The 15,893-nt window shown below is 34.4% G+C and carries 26 protein-coding genes; 25 read left to right on the forward strand and 1 reads right to left on the reverse strand.

What is annotated here, in order from left to right; translation table 11 throughout:
• Positions 1 to 159: 159 nt before the first annotated feature.
• A complete protein-coding gene (locus Q0075_RS09395) occupies positions 160 to 1,773 on the reverse strand; it encodes a hypothetical protein (RefSeq protein ID WP_297869296.1) in 1,614 nt (537 codons plus the stop codon).
• A 303-nt stretch (positions 1,774 to 2,076) separates the two neighbouring features.
• Between Q0075_RS09395 and rpsL the strand changes: the two genes are divergently transcribed.
• From rpsL to secY, 25 genes are all read left to right on the forward strand, one after another.
• Positions 2,077 to 2,484 (forward strand): 30S ribosomal protein S12, encoded by a 408-nt coding sequence (rpsL, locus tag Q0075_RS09400; RefSeq protein WP_231836113.1) that lies wholly within the window; start codon positions 2,077 to 2,079, stop codon positions 2,482 to 2,484.
• A 24-nt stretch (positions 2,485 to 2,508) separates the two neighbouring features.
• On the forward strand, positions 2,509 to 2,985 hold the full coding sequence (rpsG, locus tag Q0075_RS09405) for a 30S ribosomal protein S7 (protein WP_291107331.1): 477 nt from the start codon (positions 2,509 to 2,511) through the stop codon (positions 2,983 to 2,985).
• Positions 2,986 to 2,996: 11 nt separating this feature from the next.
• Entirely contained in the window at positions 2,997 to 5,153 is a 2,157-nt protein-coding gene (fusA, locus tag Q0075_RS09410; protein WP_297869297.1) for an elongation factor G, read from the forward strand.
• An 11-nt stretch (positions 5,154 to 5,164) separates the two neighbouring features.
• Positions 5,165 to 5,470 carry a 30S ribosomal protein S10 gene (rpsJ, locus tag Q0075_RS09415; protein ID WP_009779180.1) on the forward strand — a complete coding sequence of 102 codons (306 nt, stop codon included), beginning with the start codon at positions 5,165 to 5,167 and terminating at the stop codon, positions 5,468 to 5,470.
• 236 nt (positions 5,471 to 5,706) lie between these two features.
• Entirely contained in the window at positions 5,707 to 6,324 is a 618-nt protein-coding gene (gene rplC / locus Q0075_RS09420; protein WP_297869298.1) for a 50S ribosomal protein L3, read from the forward strand.
• Positions 6,324 to 6,953 (forward strand): 50S ribosomal protein L4, encoded by a 630-nt coding sequence (rplD, locus tag Q0075_RS09425; RefSeq protein WP_297869299.1) that lies wholly within the window; start codon positions 6,324 to 6,326, stop codon positions 6,951 to 6,953. Before rplC ends, rplD begins: the two co-directional genes overlap by 1 nt.
• Positions 6,954 to 6,960: 7 nt before the next feature.
• Positions 6,961 to 7,251: a 50S ribosomal protein L23 gene (gene rplW, locus Q0075_RS09430; protein ID WP_194095209.1), complete on the forward strand. Its 291-nt coding sequence runs from the start codon at positions 6,961 to 6,963 to the stop codon at positions 7,249 to 7,251.
• 6 nt (positions 7,252 to 7,257) lie between these two features.
• On the forward strand, positions 7,258 to 8,082 hold the full coding sequence (gene rplB / locus Q0075_RS09435; protein WP_026725640.1) for a 50S ribosomal protein L2: 825 nt from the start codon (positions 7,258 to 7,260) through the stop codon (positions 8,080 to 8,082).
• A 10-nt stretch (positions 8,083 to 8,092) separates the two neighbouring features.
• Positions 8,093 to 8,371 carry a 30S ribosomal protein S19 gene (rpsS, locus tag Q0075_RS09440; RefSeq protein ID WP_073583326.1) on the forward strand — a complete coding sequence of 93 codons (279 nt, stop codon included), beginning with the start codon at positions 8,093 to 8,095 and terminating at the stop codon, positions 8,369 to 8,371.
• Positions 8,372 to 8,380: 9 nt separating this feature from the next.
• The gene (rplV, locus tag Q0075_RS09445) at positions 8,381 to 8,791 is read left to right on the forward strand and encodes a 50S ribosomal protein L22 (RefSeq protein ID WP_194095206.1); all 411 of its coding nucleotides are present in this window, start codon (positions 8,381 to 8,383) and stop codon (positions 8,789 to 8,791) included.
• An 8-nt stretch (positions 8,792 to 8,799) separates the two neighbouring features.
• Positions 8,800 to 9,531: a 30S ribosomal protein S3 gene (gene rpsC, locus Q0075_RS09450; protein WP_231842250.1), complete on the forward strand. Its 732-nt coding sequence runs from the start codon at positions 8,800 to 8,802 to the stop codon at positions 9,529 to 9,531.
• Positions 9,532 to 9,550: 19 nt separating this feature from the next.
• Positions 9,551 to 9,970: a 50S ribosomal protein L16 gene (gene rplP, locus Q0075_RS09455; protein WP_008254483.1), complete on the forward strand. Its 420-nt coding sequence runs from the start codon at positions 9,551 to 9,553 to the stop codon at positions 9,968 to 9,970.
• Between the two features lie 12 nt (positions 9,971 to 9,982).
• Positions 9,983 to 10,174 carry a 50S ribosomal protein L29 gene (gene rpmC, locus Q0075_RS09460; protein ID WP_073583320.1) on the forward strand — a complete coding sequence of 64 codons (192 nt, stop codon included), beginning with the start codon at positions 9,983 to 9,985 and terminating at the stop codon, positions 10,172 to 10,174.
• An 18-nt stretch (positions 10,175 to 10,192) separates the two neighbouring features.
• A complete protein-coding gene (rpsQ, locus tag Q0075_RS09465) occupies positions 10,193 to 10,450 on the forward strand; it encodes a 30S ribosomal protein S17 (protein ID WP_026725636.1) in 258 nt (85 codons plus the stop codon).
• Positions 10,451 to 10,452: 2 nt separating this feature from the next.
• Positions 10,453 to 10,821: a 50S ribosomal protein L14 gene (gene rplN, locus Q0075_RS09470; RefSeq protein WP_007803649.1), complete on the forward strand. Its 369-nt coding sequence runs from the start codon at positions 10,453 to 10,455 to the stop codon at positions 10,819 to 10,821.
• A gap of 11 nt (positions 10,822 to 10,832) precedes the next feature.
• A complete protein-coding gene (gene rplX / locus Q0075_RS09475) occupies positions 10,833 to 11,147 on the forward strand; it encodes a 50S ribosomal protein L24 (RefSeq protein ID WP_026725635.1) in 315 nt (104 codons plus the stop codon).
• Between the two features lie 2 nt (positions 11,148 to 11,149).
• A complete protein-coding gene (gene rplE, locus Q0075_RS09480; RefSeq protein WP_194095195.1) occupies positions 11,150 to 11,701 on the forward strand; it encodes a 50S ribosomal protein L5 in 552 nt (183 codons plus the stop codon).
• A 3-nt stretch (positions 11,702 to 11,704) separates the two neighbouring features.
• Complete coding sequence (gene rpsN / locus Q0075_RS09485; protein WP_014387709.1) at positions 11,705 to 11,974, forward strand: 30S ribosomal protein S14; 270 nt, start codon at positions 11,705 to 11,707, stop codon at positions 11,972 to 11,974.
• 105 nt (positions 11,975 to 12,079) lie between these two features.
• Positions 12,080 to 12,478 (forward strand): 30S ribosomal protein S8, encoded by a 399-nt coding sequence (gene rpsH, locus Q0075_RS09490; protein WP_026725633.1) that lies wholly within the window; start codon positions 12,080 to 12,082, stop codon positions 12,476 to 12,478.
• 15 nt (positions 12,479 to 12,493) lie between these two features.
• Positions 12,494 to 13,036, forward strand: a complete 543-nt coding sequence (rplF, locus tag Q0075_RS09495; protein WP_250582347.1) for a 50S ribosomal protein L6 — start codon at positions 12,494 to 12,496, stop codon at positions 13,034 to 13,036.
• A gap of 11 nt (positions 13,037 to 13,047) precedes the next feature.
• Positions 13,048 to 13,398 carry a 50S ribosomal protein L18 gene (gene rplR, locus Q0075_RS09500; protein ID WP_231836126.1) on the forward strand — a complete coding sequence of 117 codons (351 nt, stop codon included), beginning with the start codon at positions 13,048 to 13,050 and terminating at the stop codon, positions 13,396 to 13,398.
• Positions 13,399 to 13,404: 6 nt separating this feature from the next.
• Positions 13,405 to 13,929 (forward strand): 30S ribosomal protein S5, encoded by a 525-nt coding sequence (rpsE, locus tag Q0075_RS09505; protein ID WP_035693159.1) that lies wholly within the window; start codon positions 13,405 to 13,407, stop codon positions 13,927 to 13,929.
• 13 nt (positions 13,930 to 13,942) lie between these two features.
• Positions 13,943 to 14,125: a 50S ribosomal protein L30 gene (gene rpmD, locus Q0075_RS09510; protein ID WP_111566953.1), complete on the forward strand. Its 183-nt coding sequence runs from the start codon at positions 13,943 to 13,945 to the stop codon at positions 14,123 to 14,125.
• A gap of 12 nt (positions 14,126 to 14,137) precedes the next feature.
• Positions 14,138 to 14,590 (forward strand): 50S ribosomal protein L15, encoded by a 453-nt coding sequence (gene rplO / locus Q0075_RS09515; RefSeq protein ID WP_073583310.1) that lies wholly within the window; start codon positions 14,138 to 14,140, stop codon positions 14,588 to 14,590.
• 12 nt (positions 14,591 to 14,602) lie between these two features.
• A partial coding sequence (secY, locus tag Q0075_RS09520; RefSeq protein ID WP_297869300.1) for a preprotein translocase subunit SecY occupies positions 14,603 to 15,893 on the forward strand: 1,291 nt, incomplete at its 3' end.

Here is a 15,893-nt window from a genome sequence, read left to right on the forward strand (position 1 = left end):
GTTAATTGCTTCAATTATTGCTCTAATCCCGAATATTTGGTTGTCTTTTTCCATGTGGCAAAGATAGGATTTTAGTTATTATGTTTTAACCGCAGATTCGCAGATTTTTTTTATTATTTAAGTTTTATGAAAATCTGCGAATCTGTGGAAAATTACTTTTTAAAAATTCGTCTTAAAGCTAATATGTACAATTGAATTCGAAAGTTTTATCGCTTGTTCGCTCGTGCTTCCATTAGCATAAACTAAATTGAACAAACCGTTTTTGGTAAATAATCCAAATCCAAAACCTAAGCCTAATAATCGATCTTCTGTATTGGAAGTTTTGTCTTGAAAATAGCCAAAATCGGTAATAGAATGTAAATATAAATTAGAAGCTAATAAATAACGATACTCCGCTATGATTCCGGTAAAAGCATTGGCTTGTAAACTATTTTCGTTAAAACCTCTAATCGAATTAATTCCTCCAAATCGGAAAAGTTCGTTAATTATATAATCATCACTTTGTAAATAATAAGTCTGATTTCGAACAAATATGCTGTTTTTCTGATTCAGATTAAAACTATAATTCACATCCAATTGGGTAAAAAACTGACTCGTTTTTTGAGATGCAATCGTTCGATTTCCTGTTCCAAATTTCACAAAAACTTTTGCTTTTTCAGAAAAAATAAAACTATCAGGATTTAGCTCAAGATGTTCAAAACTCGCAGTCAAAAAAGTATTGGTAAAATCGTTCAAATTAAACGAATTTGTATTTTGAATATCCACCGATGTGGTTTTTTGATAACCAATAAAAGCTTTTGTGTTGTATGCGAAATAATAACCTAAATTCAAATCGGTCACGGTATTCTGAAAAGTGGAATCTTGTTTAAAAATTCTCAAATTGGCTTTAATTCCAATCGGAGTTTTGAAAATATAAGGTAATTCCGTTCCAATGTTAAACGAAGTTTGCCGGTTACCATCGTTTTTCCAATATAAGTTGAATTTTTCTCCGGTGTTTAAAATGTTTTGCAATTGCAAATCCAAATAACCATTAAAAGTCAGTTTGCTTTGGTCGTCGTTTGAAAATCCTATAAAACCATCAAATTTATTGGGTTTCGATTTTTCTAAATATACAAAAATCTTAGTGGAATCAGTGGTGAATAAAATTTCGGGATATTTGATTTGATTCACAAATTGCAACTTGTCAAAAGTATCGTTAATCTGTTTTAAATTGTCTTGATTGAAAGTGGCTTTTTTTGCTTTTTTGGTAATTGCTTTTTTAATCCCAGCTGGAAATTTATCATAACCTACAATGACTAAATCGGTAATATTTCTTTTAGCATTTAGTTTTACTTGTAAATCAGAAATTAAATTATTTCCAATTCTTCGCTGATTGACTAACTGTAAATTAGCAAGCGAATACCCTTTCTTCTCTAAAAGTGCAATTTTGCTCTTCATGAAATTTTCAACTTCATTCGTGGCAATAGTTAAAATGTCTTTCTCTAATTGTAATAGCGATTTTTCTTCAGCAGAAAGTTTACCTATATATATAGTGTTGTTTTTTATTGTATTTCCCAATCGGTAGTAAAAAACAAAACTGCTGTCGTTCACTTTTTTCTGTTCCAATAACTGCCAATCGAAAAAACCTTGATTCGTTAACTTGTTTTCAAATCGTTTTTGTTCTTCTAAAATAGAAGCTACTGAAGTGTGTTTGTTTTCGTATTGCAAACTATCAATGGTTTTGTTTTCGATTTCAGAAGTTCCTTTTATGTTTAAATAGAAATTTTGTCCCAACGAAAATTGGAAACAAAAAAATAGTAGTAAACCCAAGAGTAATTTCATAGCAGTAAAGAAACAAAAAAAAGTAAAATAATTTTATATCTACTTTGTTATTCTGAACTTGTTTTAGAGTCTAATGCAGTAATTCATCTGAATTTTTGTATTTCTTTTTTCTAACTCAATGCCAATCAAAACACTAAAAAAACAATTGCATTGAAAATTAATAAATTATGATTTGGAAAGTAAAAAATAATTCCTACATTTGCAACCCCGTAAAAAGCGGGAATTTTAAACATTAAAAATTTTTAGTATTTAATTATGCCAACAATTCAACAATTAGTAAGAACAGGGAGAACCCAAATAACTAAGAAGAGTAAATCGGCTGCTTTAGATTCTTGTCCTCAAAGAAGAGGTGTGTGTACTCGTGTTTACACAACAACTCCTAAAAAACCAAACTCAGCGATGAGAAAGGTGGCTAGGGTTCGTTTAACAAACGGTAACGAGGTGAATGCATACATTCCTGGAGAGGGTCACAATCTACAAGAGCACTCGATAGTATTAGTTAGAGGTGGAAGAGTAAAAGATTTACCAGGAGTACGTTACCACATCGTGCGTGGAGCATTAGATACTGCGGGTGTTGCAGGTAGAACACAACGTAGATCTAAGTATGGAGCAAAACGTCCAAAACCAGGACAAGCACCTGCTGCAGCTGGAAAGAAAAAGTAATTTAAAATCTTTTAAACAAAAGACATGAGAAAAAGACAGGCCAAAAAAAGACCTCTTTTACCAGATCCAAAATTTAACGATCAGTTAGTTACACGTTTTGTGAACAACTTAATGTGGGATGGTAAAAAATCAACTGCTTTTAAAGTGTTCTATGATGCATTAGAAATCGTAGAAAACAAAAAGCAAGATGCAGAAAAATCTGCATTAGAAATTTGGAAAGATGCATTAACAAATGTAATGCCACACGTAGAGGTTCGTTCTCGTCGTGTAGGTGGAGCTACATTTCAAATTCCAATGCCAATTCGTCCAGATAGAAAAATTTCTTACGCTATCAAATGGATGATTTTGTATGCAAGAAAAAGAAATGAAAAATCGATGGCTGCTAAGTTAGCGTCTGAAATTTTAGCTGCTGCTAAAGAAGAAGGTGCTGCTGTTAAGAAAAGAATGGATACTCACAAAATGGCAGAAGCTAATAAAGCTTTCTCTCACTTTAGATTTTAATTCATAAAGAAATGGCTAGAGATTTAAAATATACAAGAAACATAGGAATTGCGGCTCACATTGATGCTGGTAAAACAACAACAACTGAGCGTATCTTATTCTATACAGGAAAATCACACAAAATTGGTGAAGTACACGATGGTGCTGCAACAATGGACTGGATGGCACAAGAGCAAGAAAGAGGTATTACTATTACTTCGGCCGCTACAACTTGTGAGTGGAATTTCCCAACAAACCAAGGTAAAATTTTACCTGAATCTAAACCGTATCACTTTAACATTATCGATACTCCTGGTCACGTTGACTTTACAGTAGAGGTAAACCGTTCGTTACGTGTATTAGATGGTTTAGTATTCTTATTTAGTGCGGTTGATGGTGTTGAGCCTCAATCTGAAACTAACTGGAGATTAGCAGATCAGTACAGAGTTCCTCGTATGGGATTCGTAAATAAAATGGACCGTCAAGGTTCTAACTTCTTAGGAGTTTGTCAGCAAGTTAAAGATATGTTGAAATCAAACGCAGTAGCGATTACTTTACCAATTGGTGAAGAGGCTGATTTCAAAGGAGTAGTTGACTTAGTGAAAAATCAAGCTATTGTGTGGCATGATGAAACACAAGGTGCTACTTTCGATATTATCGATATTCCTGCTGATATGGTTGACGAAGTAAAAGAGTATCGTTCAATTTTAATTGAAGAGATTGCTACTTACGACGAAAACCTATTAGAAAAGTATATGGAAGATGAAAACTCAATTACTGAGGAAGAAATCAACAATGCTTTACGTGCTGCTACAATCGACATGGCTATCATTCCTATGATCGCTGGTTCTTCTTTCAAAAACAAAGGAGTTCAATTTATGTTAGATGCAGTTTGTAAGTATTTACCATCTCCATTAGATAAAGAAGGTATCGAAGGAATTCATCCTGATGATGCTGATTTATTAGAAGAAGATCAAAAGAAAATTATCCGTCGTCCTGATACAAAAGAGCCTTTCGCGGCTTTAGCATTCAAAATTGCTACTGATCCTTATGTTGGTCGTTTAGCTTTCTTCCGTGCTTATTCAGGTCGTTTAGATGCTGGTTCTTATATCTTGAATACACGTTCAGGAAACAAAGAGAGAATTTCTCGTATCTACCAAATGCACGCTAACAAACAAAATCCAATCGAATTTATTGAGGCTGGAGATATTGGAGCTGCTGTTGGATTTAAAGATATCAAGACTGGAGATACAATGTGTGATGAAAAACACCCAATTATCCTTGAGTCTATGAAATTCCCTGATCCAGTAATTGGTATCGCGATCGAGCCTAAAACAAAAGCTGACGTAGATAAAATGGGTATGGCTTTAGCTAAATTAGCTGAGGAAGATCCTACGTTTACAGTTAGAACTGATGAGGCTTCTGGTCAAACTATTATTTCTGGTATGGGTGAGCTTCACTTAGATATCTTAATTGATCGTATGAAACGTGAGTTCAAAGTGGAAGTTAACCAAGGTGAGCCTCAAGTAGAGTACAAAGAAGCTTTCACTAAATCAGCTCAACATAGAGAAGTTTATAAAAAACAATCTGGAGGTCGTGGTAAATTCGGGGATATCGTATTCCGTCTTGAGCCTGCTGACGAAGTTGATGGTAAACCATTTGTTGGATTACAGTTTATCAACGAAGTTAAGGGTGGTAACGTACCAAAAGAATATATTCCTGCTGTAGAAAAAGGATTTAGAGAAGCTATGAAGCAAGGTCCTTTAGCTGGTTATGCTGTAGACAGTTTAAAAGTTACTTTATTAGATGGTTCGTTCCACCCTGTGGATTCTGATGCATTGTCATTCGAATTAGCAGCTAAAATGGGTTATAAAGAAGTAGCTAAAGCTGCAGGAGCTGTTATTCTTGAACCAATCATGAAAATTGAAGTTATTACTCCAGAAGAAAACATGGGGGATATCGTAGGTGACTTGAACCGTCGTAGAGGTCAAGTAAATGATATGGGTGATAGAAATGGTGCTAAAACTATCAAAGCTAATGTTCCTTTATCAGAAATGTTTGGTTATGTTACTACATTAAGAACATTATCATCTGGTAGAGCTACATCTACAATGGAGTTCTCTCACTATGAAGAAACACCTTCTAACATTTCAGAAGCTGTAATCAAAAAAGCAAAAGGTAACGCTTAATTTTTAAAGAGATGAGTCAAAAAATCAGAATAAAATTAAAATCATACGATCATAACTTAGTAGATAAATCTGCTGAGAAAATCGTTAAGACTGTAAAAAGTACAGGTGCTGTGGTAACAGGTCCAATTCCGTTACCTACTCACAAAAAGATTTTTACTGTATTACGTTCTCCACACGTTAACAAAAAATCAAGAGAGCAATTCGAATTAAGTTCTTATAAGAGATTGTTAGATATCTACAGTTCTTCTTCTAAAACTATCGATGCTTTAATGAAATTAGAGTTACCTTCAGGAGTTGAAGTAGAAATTAAAGTGTGATAAACACCATTGCAAAAATGCAATGATTGCTATAAAAAACCGTTAATGTGAAAGCATTACGGTTTTTTTTCTTATCATTTTTAGTAAGTAAAATGTCCTTTTTTGAAGGATTTTTTACTTAACTATTTATTTTTGCGATAATTAAAAAATAATTTATATATTTGCACCCTCAAAATGAGTAGTGTGCAAATACTATTTGTATTATAAATAAGAGTTTAATTAATAATTAGTTTAATATGTCTGGGTTAATCGGAAGAAAAATTGGCATGACTAGCATCTTTGATGAGAACGGGAAAAACATTCCTTGTACTGTAATCGAGTGTGGTCCATGCGTTGTTACCCAAGTCAGAACCAAAGATGTAGATGGCTATGAAGCTATCCAATTAGGTTTCGATGACAAAACTGAAAAGCATTCAATTAAAGCTGAGTTAGGTCACTTTAAGAAAGCTGGAACAGTTGCGAAAAAGAAAGTAGTTGAATTCAAAGGTTTTGAAACGGAGTACAAATTAGGCGATGTAATCGCTGTTGACTTATTCGCTGAAGGTGAATTTGTTGATGTTGTTGGAGTTTCTAAAGGAAAAGGATTCCAAGGGGTTGTTAAACGTCATGGTTTTGGCGGGGTTGGTCAGTCAACTCACGGTCAACATAACCGTTTAAGAGCGCCGGGTTCTGTTGGAGCTTCATCTTATCCGTCAAGAGTATTCAAAGGAATGCGCATGGCAGGTAGAATGGGAGGAGAAAATGTAACAGTACAAAACCTTAGAGTTTTAAAAGTGGTTGCTGAAAAGAACTTGCTTTTAGTTAAAGGAGCGATTCCTGGACACAAAAACTCTTATGTAATCGTTCAGAAGTAATGGAAGTAAAAGTTTTAGATATCAACGGAAAAGAAACTGGAAGAAAAGTTCAACTTTCTGATTCAGTTTTCGCAATTGAGCCAAACAAACATGCGGTTTACTTGGATGTAAAGCAATATTTGGCTAATCAAAGACAAGGTACTCACAAAGCTAAAGAAAGAGCTGAGGTTGCAGGAAGTACTCGTAAAATCAAAAAACAAAAAGGAACAGGTACTGCTCGTGCAGGATCTGCTAAAAATCCTTTGTTTAAAGGTGGAGGTACAGTTTTTGGACCAAGACCAAGAAGCTACTCATTCAAATTAAACAAAAACTTAAAAAGATTAGCTAGAAAATCAGCTTTATCTTTAAAGGTAAATGAGTCTAATTTGGTAGTGGTTGAAGATTTTACATTTGATACACCAAGCACTAAAAATTTCATTAACGTATTGAAAGCTTTAGGGTTAGAGAACAAAAAATCATTATTTGTGTTGGGTGATACAAATAAAAATGTATATTTGTCGTCACGCAATTTAAAAGCGTCTAGCGTTGTAACTACTTCAGAATTAAGTACTTATGCAATTTTAAATGCAAAAAGTTTAGTTCTTTTAGAGGGTGCTGTAGACGGAATTGAAGCTAATTTAAGTAAATAATAAGATTATGAGTATCATAATTAAGCCTATTATAACTGAAAAAATAACTAAAGATGGTGAAGTTTTTAACCGTTTTGGTTTTGTAGTTGCAAAAAATGCAAATAAAATTCAAATCAAAAATGCTATCGAAGCAGCTTATGGTGTGAATGTGGTTGCAGTTAATACAATGAACTACAGAGCTGATAGAAGTGTTAAATATACCAAAAGTGGTTTAATCAGTGGCAAAACAAATGCTTACAAAAAAGCAGTTGTTCAAGTACAAGAGGGAGAAACAATAGATTTTTATACTAATATCTAATAGAAAATGTCAGTTAGAAAATTAAAACCTATTACCCCGGGTCAGCGTTTTAGAGTTGTAAATAGCTTTGACACTATTACAACTGATAAGCCGGAGCGTTCATTAATCGCACCGAAAAAAAACTCAGGAGGTAGAAATAGTCAAGGAAAGATGACCATGCGTTACACAGGCGGTGGTCACAAACAAAAGTATCGTATTATCGATTTCAAAAGAGCTAAAGTTGGAATTCCAGCAACAGTTAAAACAATCGAGTACGATCCAAATCGTTCAGCTTTTATTTCATTATTGTATTATGCAGATGGAGCTAAAACTTACATCATTGCTCAAAATGGATTACAAGTTGGACAAACTGTAGTTTCAGGTGAAGAAGCATCTCCAGAGATTGGAAATGCAATGCCTTTAAGTAAAATTCCTCTAGGAACTGTTATTTCGTGTATCGAATTAAGACCAGGTCAAGGAGCTGTAATCGCTCGTTCAGCAGGAACTTTCGCTCAGTTAATGGCAAGAGATGGGAAATATGCTACAATCAAAATGCCTTCAGGAGAAACAAGATTAATCTTGTTAACTTGTATGGCTACAATCGGAGCAGTTTCTAACTCAGACCACCAATTAATCGTATCAGGTAAAGCTGGTAGATCAAGATGGTTAGGTAGAAGACCAAGAACAAGACCAGTAGCAATGAACCCAGTTGATCACCCAATGGGAGGTGGTGAAGGACGTTCTTCAGGAGGTCACCCACGTTCAAGAAAAGGTTTACCTGCTAAAGGTTATAGAACTCGTTCTAAAGTTAACCCGAGTAATAAGTATATTGTAGAACGTAGAAAGAAATAATTAGATAGACATGGCACGTTCATTAAAAAAAGGACCATTCGTTCACTATAAATTAGAGAAGAAAGTTCAAGAAAATATCGCAGGTGGTAACAAAGGTGTTGTAAAGACTTGGTCTAGAGCATCTATGATTACTCCAGATTTTGTTGGGCAAACTATCGCAGTTCACAATGGTCGTCAATTTGTTCCAGTATATGTAACTGAGAACATGGTAGGACACAAATTAGGAGAGTTTTCACCAACAAGATCTTTTAGAGGTCATGCTGGGGCTAAAAATAAAGGTAAAAAATAATAGGAAGCTATGGGAGTTCGTAAAAGAGAAAGAGCAGAGCAGACTAAAGAGGCTAAAGCACAAGTGGCTTTCGCTAAATTAAATAACTGCCCTACTTCACCTAGAAAAATGCGTTTAGTTGCAGATTTAGTTAGAGGTCAGAAAGTAGAAATGGCTCTTAATATATTAAGATTTAGTCAAAAAGAAGCTTCAAGAAAATTAGAGAAATTGTTGTTATCAGCAATTAATAACTATCAGCAAAAAAATGCTGATGCTAATTTAGAAGAAGCTGGCTTATTTGTAAAAACGATTACTGTAGATGGTGGAATGATGTTAAAAAGACTTCGTCCAGCTCCACAAGGTCGCGCACACAGAATTAGAAAGCGTTCTAACCACGTAACAATCGTGTTAGGATCAAATAATAACACACAAAGCAATTAATAAACAGTATGGGACAAAAGACAAATCCAATCGGAAATAGACTTGGTATCATCAGAGGATGGGACTCAAACTGGTATGGAGGAAATGATTACGGTGATAAAATCGCTGAAGATGCTAAAATCCGTAAATACATCCATGCACGTTTATCTAAAGCTAGTGTATCTAAAATAATTATCGAGAGAACTTTAAAACTTGTAACCGTTACTATCACTACTGCTAGACCTGGTATCATTATCGGAAAAGGTGGTCAAGAGGTAGACAAGTTAAAAGAAGAACTTAAGAAAATTACTGACAAAGAAGTTCAAATAAACATCTTTGAAATCAAAAGACCTGAGTTAGATGCTTACTTAGTGGCAACTTCTATCGCTCGTCAAATCGAAAGCAGAATCTCTTACAGAAGAGCTATTAAAATGGCTATCGCGGCTGCAATGAGAATGAATGCTGAAGGTATCAAAGTTATGATTTCTGGGCGTTTAAACGGTGCTGAAATGGCACGTTCTGAACACTTTAAAGAAGGTAGAATTCCTTTGTCAACTTTCAGAGCTGATATTGATTATTCATTAGCTGAAGCACATACTACTTATGGTAGAATGGGTATCAAAGTATGGATAATGAAAGGTGAGGTTTATGGAAAAAGAGATCTTTCTCCGTTAGTTGGTATGGACAAAAAACAGTCTAAATCATCAGGATCATCTGCTCCTAAAAGAGACGGTAAACCAAACGCACGCAAAAGAAAGTAATTATTTAAACTAAAGAAAAATGTTACAGCCTAAAAGAACAAAATACCGTAAGGTACAGAAAGGTAGAATGAAAGGCGTTTCTCAAAGAGGACACGAGCTTTCTAACGGAATGTTTGGTATCAAATCTTTAGATTCTTCATTTATTACTTCTCGTCAAATTGAAGCAGCTCGTATCGCAGCAACACGTTTCATGAAGAGAGAGGGTCAATTATGGATCAAAATATTTCCAGATAAGCCTATTACAAAGAAACCATTAGAAGTACGTATGGGTAAAGGTAAAGGTGCAGTTGAATATTGGGCTGCAGTTGTTAAACCTGGTAAAATTATGTTTGAAGTTGGAGGAGTGCCTCTATCTGTTGCTAAAGAAGCTTTACGCTTAGCAGCTCAAAAACTTCCTGTTAAAACTAAGTTTATCGTTGCTAGAGATTTCGAAGCATAATCAAAATTTATTATGAAACAATCAGAAATTAAAAATCTATCTGCAGCTGAGTTACAAGAACAACTTAGTCAGTTAAAGAAAACGTATACCGACCTAAAAAATGCTCATGCAATATCTCCAATTCAAAATCCTCTTCAGTTAAGAACTTTAAGAAGATCAGTTGCGAGATTACACACAGAGTTAACTAAAAGAGAGTTACAATAATTGTACACTAGCTGAAAGATGGAAAAAAGAAATTTAAGAAAAGAGAGAATTGGTGTGGTGACTTCAAACAAAATGGAGAAATCTATTGTTGTGTCACAAACTACAAAAGTGAAACACCCATTATACGGTAAGTTCGTGTTGAAAACTAAGAAATATGTTGCACACGACGAAACAAACGATTGTAACATTGGAGATACTGTAAGAATTATGGAGACACGTCCATTAAGTAAATCTAAATGTTGGAGATTAGTTGAAATCATTGAAAGAGCGAAGTAATTATGGTACAACAAGAGTCAAGATTAAAAGTAGCAGATAACACAGGAGCGAAAGAAGTTCTTACGATCCGTGTTTTAGGAGGAACGAAACGTCGTTATGCCTCTGTTGGTGACAAAATTGTAGTTTCTATTAAAGATGCAACTCCAAACGGAAACGTTAAAAAAGGAGCGGTATCAACTGCAGTAGTTGTACGTACCAAAAAAGAAGTGAGAAGAGCTGATGGATCTTACATCCGTTTTGACGATAACGCATGTGTATTGTTAAACGCTGCAGGAGAAATGAGAGGAACTCGTGTTTTTGGTCCGGTTGCCAGAGAACTTCGTGAAAAACAATTCATGAAAATTGTATCATTAGCACCTGAAGTGCTTTAATTCTTATACAAATGATAAAGCTAAAAATTAAATCAGGAGATATCGTAAGAGTTATTGCTGGAGACCACAAAGGTTCTGAAGGTAAAGTTCTTAGAGTTCTTCGTGAGAAAAACAAAGCGGTTGTTGAAGGAGTTAACATGGTTTCGAAACATACAAAACCAAGTGCTAAAAACCCTCAAGGAGGAATCGTTAAGAAAGAAGCTCCTATTCATGTGTCTAACTTGTCTTTAATTGACCCAAAGTCAAAAGAAGTTACTAAAGTTGGTTTCAAACAAGAAGGAGACAAGAAAGTGAGATTTTCAAAAAAATCTAATCAAGTACTATAGTTATGGCATATATTCCTAGACTAAAAGAAGAATATAAGAGTAGAGTTATTGCTGCTCTTACAGAAGAGTTCGGTTACAAAAATGTAATGCAAGTTCCTAAACTTGAAAAAATTGTTGTAAGCCGTGGAGTTGGTGCAGCTGTATCTGATAAAAAATTAGTAGATTACGCTGTTGAAGAATTAACAAAAATTACTGGGCAAAAAGCAGTTGCTACTATTTCTAAGAAAGACGTTGCGTCATTCAAATTAAGAAAAGGTATGCCAATTGGAGCTAAAGTAACGTTACGTGGAGAAAGAATGTATGAATTCTTAGATAGATTGATTACTTCATCTTTACCACGTGTAAGAGACTTCAACGGAATCAAATCAACTGGATTTGATGGTAGAGGAAACTACAATTTAGGAGTGTTAGAACAAATCATTTTCCCAGAAATTGATATTGATAAAGTAAATAAAATTGCTGGTTTTGATATTACTTTTGTAACTTCTGCTGAAACAGACAAAGAAGCAAAAGCATTATTAGCGGAATTAGGATTACCTTTTAAAAAGAATTAAGACATGGCTAAAGAATCAATGAAAGCCCGTGAGGTGAAAAGAATTGCATTAGTAGAAAAGTATGCTGAGAAAAGAAAAGCTTTAAAAGAAGCTGGAGATTTCGAAGGATTACAAAAATTACCAAAAAATTCTTGTCCAGTTAGAGTACACAATCGTTGTAAATTAACAGGTAGACCAAGAGGGTATATGCGTCAGTTTGGTATTTCTCGTGTAACATTCCGTGAAATGGCAAATCAAGGATTAATTCCAGGTGTTAAAAAAGCATCTTGGTAATTCCAAAAAAAGTTATTACTTTTGCAATCCAAAAAATAAGTTTAATTGGTTAAAGGTTCAATCCGCTGAGGGCGGATTGAAAACCATAACCGCAAATCTATACATATGTATACAGATCCAATTGCCGATTATCTAACGCGTGTTAGAAATGCAGTAAGAGCCAACCACAAAGTGGTTGAAATTCCTGCTTCTAATATGAAGAAAGAAATCACAAAGATTTTATTCGATCAAGGATATATCTTAAGTTACAAATTTGACGATTCTACTGTTCAAGGTACAATCAAAATTGCACTTAAATATGATAAAGACACGAAAGAGTCTGTAATCAAAGATATCCAAAGAATTAGTAAACCAGGTTTACGTAAATATGCTGGTTCATCAGACTTACCAAGAATCTTAAATGGTTTAGGTATTGCTATTGTTTCTACATCAAAAGGATTGATGACAGGAAAACAAGCTAAGCAATTAAATGTTGGTGGAGAGGTAATTTGTTACGTATATTAATAAAAAGACGAGACAATGTCAAGAATAGGTAAAAATCCAATTGCAATTCCAGCAGGAGTAACTGTAGAAGTTAAAGATGCTGTAATTACAGTAAAAGGAAAATTAGGCGAGCTTACTCAAGAATTTTCTGATGTAACCGTTAAAATCGAAGATAACCAAGTTATCGTTGAACGTTCATCTGATTACAAAACTGAGAGAGCGAAACACGGACTTTATCGTTCATTAATCAACAACATGATTGTTGGTGTTTCTGAAGGTTTTACAAAAGAATTAGAATTAGTTGGAGTTGGATATAGAGCTTCTAATCAAGGTCAAAAACTTGATTTAGCTTTAGGTTTCTCTCACAACATCGTTCTAGAAGTTGTAAAAGAAGTTACTGTTGAAACAGTATCAGAAAAAGGTAAAAATCCGATAGTGAAATTATCTTCATTCGACAAACAATTATTAGGTCAAGTAGCTGCGAAGATCAGAGGTTTCCGCAAACCTGAGCCATATAAAGGAAAAGGAGTTAAGTTTGTAGGAGAAGAACTAAGAAGAAAAGCAGGTAAATCAGCTTAAAAATTAAGACTATGTCATTAACAAAATCTGAAAGAAGACAAAGAATTAAGTTCAGAATCAGAAAGATTGTAAGCGGAACTGCTGCTCAACCAAGACTTTCTGTATTCAGAAGTAATAAAGAAATCTATGCTCAAATCATAGATGATGTAAACGGTACTACTTTAGTAGCAGCTTCATCAAGAGATAAAGGTGTTGCACAAGGAACTGCTGTTGAAACTGCAAAAGCAGTTGGTAAATTAGTTGCTGAAAAAGCTCTTAAAGCAGGTATCACTACAATCTCTTTTGATAGAGGTGGGTATTTGTACCATGGACGTGTGAAATCATTAGCTGAAGGAGCTAGAGAAGCTGGACTTAAATTCTAAGAAATTATGTATCATAATTATAAAAACGTAGAGATTGTAAAACCAGGAGGTCTTGAATTAAAAGATCGTTTGGTGAGTGTAAATCGTGTTACTAAAGTTACTAAAGGAGGTAGAGCATTTGGTTTCTCTGCTATCGTAGTAGTTGGTGATGAAAACGGAGTAGTAGGTCATGGATTAGGAAAATCAAAAGATGTTTCTGAAGCAATCGCTAAAGCGGTGGAAGATGCTAAGAAAAATTTAGTGAGAATTCCTCTTCAAGGTCAATCTGTTCCTCATGAGCAAAAAGGTAAATTTGGTGGTGCTAGAGTATTCTTAATGCCTGCTTCTCATGGTACTGGAGTTATTGCTGGTGGTGCTGTTCGTGCGGTATTGGAGTCTGTAGGTGTTCACGATGTATTATCTAAATCGCAAGGTTCATCTAACCCTCACAATGTAGTAAAAGCAACTTTTGATGCTTTATTACAAATGAGAAGTGCTGCTACTGTAGCTAAACAAAGAGGAGTATCTTTAGAAAAAGTATTCAAAGGTTAATTAACAGGAAATCATGGCAAAATTAAAAGTAAAACAAGTAAGAAGTAAAATCAATTGTCCTCTTGATCAAAAGAGAACTTTGGAAGCTTTAGGTCTTCGTAAAATGGGACAAGTTGTTGAGCATGATGCAAATCCTGCTATCCTTGGAATGGTAAATAAAGTTAAACACTTAGTTTCTGTTGAAGAAACTAAATAACACTATACAGTTATGAATTTAAGTAACTTACAACCAGCTGAAGGTTCAGTTCACAACCAAAATAAAAGAGTAGGTAGAGGAGAAGGTTCTGGTAAAGGTGGTACTGCTGCACGTGGTCACAAAGGAGCTAAGTCTCGTTCTGGATACTCTAAGAAAATTGGTTTTGAAGGAGGTCAAATGCCACTTCAAAGACGTGTTCCTAAGTTTGGTTTCAAGAACATCAATAGAGTAGAATATCAAGGTATTAATCTTGATTCGTTACAATTATTAGTAGATAACGGTGTAGTAACTGATACAGTTGATTTTTCTGTATTTGTAGATACTCGTTTAGCTACAAAAAATAGCTTAGTAAAGATTTTAGGAAGAGGTGAGCTAAAAACAAAACTTAAAGTAAGTGCTCACAAATTTACTGCATCTGCAAAAGCGGCTATCGAGGCTGCTGGTGGAGAAGCTGTAACTTTATAATCCTTTAGTAAAATGAAGAAATTTATAGATTCATTCATCAACGTTTGGAAAATCGAAGAGTTAAAAAATCGTATTTTGTTAACTCTTGGATTATTATTAGTGTACCGTTTTGGTGCGCAAGTTACCCTTCCGGGGATTGATGCTACTAAATTGACAAATCTTACAAACCAAACTGATGAAGGTATCGGATGGTTAATTAATGTATTTACAGGAGGTGCGTTCTCGCAAGCTTCTGTATTTGCATTAGGTATCATGCCTTATATATCAGCTTCTATCGTAGTTCAATTAATGGGAATTGCGGTGCCATATTTACAAAAATTACAAAAAGACGGTGAAAGTGGTAGAAAGAAAATTAACCAAATTACAAGATGGTTAACAATCTTAATTACTTTAGTTCAAGGACCAGGTTATATCTATAACTTGTACAGAACTTTACCAGGAGAAGCATTTATGTTAACTGGTCCTACATTCATCTTTTCTTCAGTTCTTATCTTAGTAACTGGGACTATTTTTGCAATGTGGTTAGGAGAAAAAATTACTGATAAAGGTATTGGTAACGGTATCTCTTTATTGATAATGGTAGGTATTATTGCAAGAATGCCACAAGCATTTATTCAAGAGTTTTCATCTAGAACTTCTCAAGCAAATGGAGGTGTTATGATGATTGTAATCGAATTAATACTTTGGTTCTTAGTGATAATTGCATGTATTTTATTAGTAATGGCTGTAAGAAAAATTCCAGTACAGTATGCTAGACGTACAGTTTCTGGGGATTTTGAAGAAGACATGATGGGTGGTAACAGACAGTTTATCCCATTAAAACTAAATGCATCAGGTGTTATGCCGATCATTTTTGCACAAGCTATTATGTTTATTCCTGCTGCCGTTTCTGGTTTGGCTAAAGAATCAGATACCGCGCTTTCTATTGCTGGAATGTTCAACGATCCATTTGGTTTAGTATATAATATTGTTTTTGCTTTGTTAATCGTAATTTTTACGTATTTTTACACCGCAATTACAGTGCCAACTAATAAGATGGCTGATGATTTAAAAAGAAGTGGAGGTTTCATTCCAGGTGTTAAACCAGGTGTTGAAACTGGAGATTACCTAGATAAAATTATGTCTTTAATTACTTTTCCAGGTTCGTTATTTCTTGCTTTAGTAGCTGTGTTCCCAGCTGTTGCAGTAAGTTTACTTGGAGTGCAAGGTGCTTGGGGGTATTTTTATGGAGGTACTTCTTTACTAATCATGGTTGGAGTTGCAATAGATACTATTCAACAAATAAATTCTTATTTATTGAATA

The organism is uncultured Flavobacterium sp. (genome assembly GCF_937967675.1).
Taxonomy (GTDB): Bacteria; Bacteroidota; Bacteroidia; order Flavobacteriales; family Flavobacteriaceae; genus Flavobacterium.

What these genes read in the sequence shown, in the direction of transcription:
- rpmC (WP_073583320.1), top strand. Translation starts at nt 9,983, where the DNA reads ATGAAACAATCAGAAATTAAAAATCTATCTGCAGCTGAGTTACAAGAA.
- rpsH (WP_026725633.1), top strand. Translation starts at nt 12,080, where the DNA reads ATGTATACAGATCCAATTGCCGATTATCTAACGCGTGTTAGAAATGCA.
- rplV (WP_194095206.1), top strand. Translation starts at nt 8,381, where the DNA reads ATGGGAGTTCGTAAAAGAGAAAGAGCAGAGCAGACTAAAGAGGCTAAA.
- rplW (WP_194095209.1), top strand. Translation starts at nt 6,961, where the DNA reads ATGAGTATCATAATTAAGCCTATTATAACTGAAAAAATAACTAAAGAT.
- rplX (WP_026725635.1), top strand. Translation starts at nt 10,833, where the DNA reads ATGATAAAGCTAAAAATTAAATCAGGAGATATCGTAAGAGTTATTGCT.
- rplF (WP_250582347.1), top strand. Translation starts at nt 12,494, where the DNA reads ATGTCAAGAATAGGTAAAAATCCAATTGCAATTCCAGCAGGAGTAACT.
- rpmD (WP_111566953.1), top strand. Translation starts at nt 13,943, where the DNA reads ATGGCAAAATTAAAAGTAAAACAAGTAAGAAGTAAAATCAATTGTCCT.
- fusA (WP_297869297.1), top strand. Translation starts at nt 2,997, where the DNA reads ATGGCTAGAGATTTAAAATATACAAGAAACATAGGAATTGCGGCTCAC.
- rplO (WP_073583310.1), top strand. Translation starts at nt 14,138, where the DNA reads ATGAATTTAAGTAACTTACAACCAGCTGAAGGTTCAGTTCACAACCAA.
- rplC (WP_297869298.1), top strand. Translation starts at nt 5,707, where the DNA reads ATGTCTGGGTTAATCGGAAGAAAAATTGGCATGACTAGCATCTTTGAT.
- rplD (WP_297869299.1), top strand. Translation starts at nt 6,324, where the DNA reads ATGGAAGTAAAAGTTTTAGATATCAACGGAAAAGAAACTGGAAGAAAA.
- rpsS (WP_073583326.1), top strand. Translation starts at nt 8,093, where the DNA reads ATGGCACGTTCATTAAAAAAAGGACCATTCGTTCACTATAAATTAGAG.
- rplN (WP_007803649.1), top strand. Translation starts at nt 10,453, where the DNA reads ATGGTACAACAAGAGTCAAGATTAAAAGTAGCAGATAACACAGGAGCG.
- rpsE (WP_035693159.1), top strand. Translation starts at nt 13,405, where the DNA reads ATGTATCATAATTATAAAAACGTAGAGATTGTAAAACCAGGAGGTCTT.
- rpsC (WP_231842250.1), top strand. Translation starts at nt 8,800, where the DNA reads ATGGGACAAAAGACAAATCCAATCGGAAATAGACTTGGTATCATCAGA.
- rplR (WP_231836126.1), top strand. Translation starts at nt 13,048, where the DNA reads ATGTCATTAACAAAATCTGAAAGAAGACAAAGAATTAAGTTCAGAATC.
- rplE (WP_194095195.1), top strand. Translation starts at nt 11,150, where the DNA reads ATGGCATATATTCCTAGACTAAAAGAAGAATATAAGAGTAGAGTTATT.
- rpsN (WP_014387709.1), top strand. Translation starts at nt 11,705, where the DNA reads ATGGCTAAAGAATCAATGAAAGCCCGTGAGGTGAAAAGAATTGCATTA.
- rpsQ (WP_026725636.1), top strand. Translation starts at nt 10,193, where the DNA reads ATGGAAAAAAGAAATTTAAGAAAAGAGAGAATTGGTGTGGTGACTTCA.
- rpsL (WP_231836113.1), top strand. Translation starts at nt 2,077, where the DNA reads ATGCCAACAATTCAACAATTAGTAAGAACAGGGAGAACCCAAATAACT.
- rpsG (WP_291107331.1), top strand. Translation starts at nt 2,509, where the DNA reads ATGAGAAAAAGACAGGCCAAAAAAAGACCTCTTTTACCAGATCCAAAA.
- rplP (WP_008254483.1), top strand. Translation starts at nt 9,551, where the DNA reads ATGTTACAGCCTAAAAGAACAAAATACCGTAAGGTACAGAAAGGTAGA.
- rpsJ (WP_009779180.1), top strand. Translation starts at nt 5,165, where the DNA reads ATGAGTCAAAAAATCAGAATAAAATTAAAATCATACGATCATAACTTA.
- rplB (WP_026725640.1), top strand. Translation starts at nt 7,258, where the DNA reads ATGTCAGTTAGAAAATTAAAACCTATTACCCCGGGTCAGCGTTTTAGA.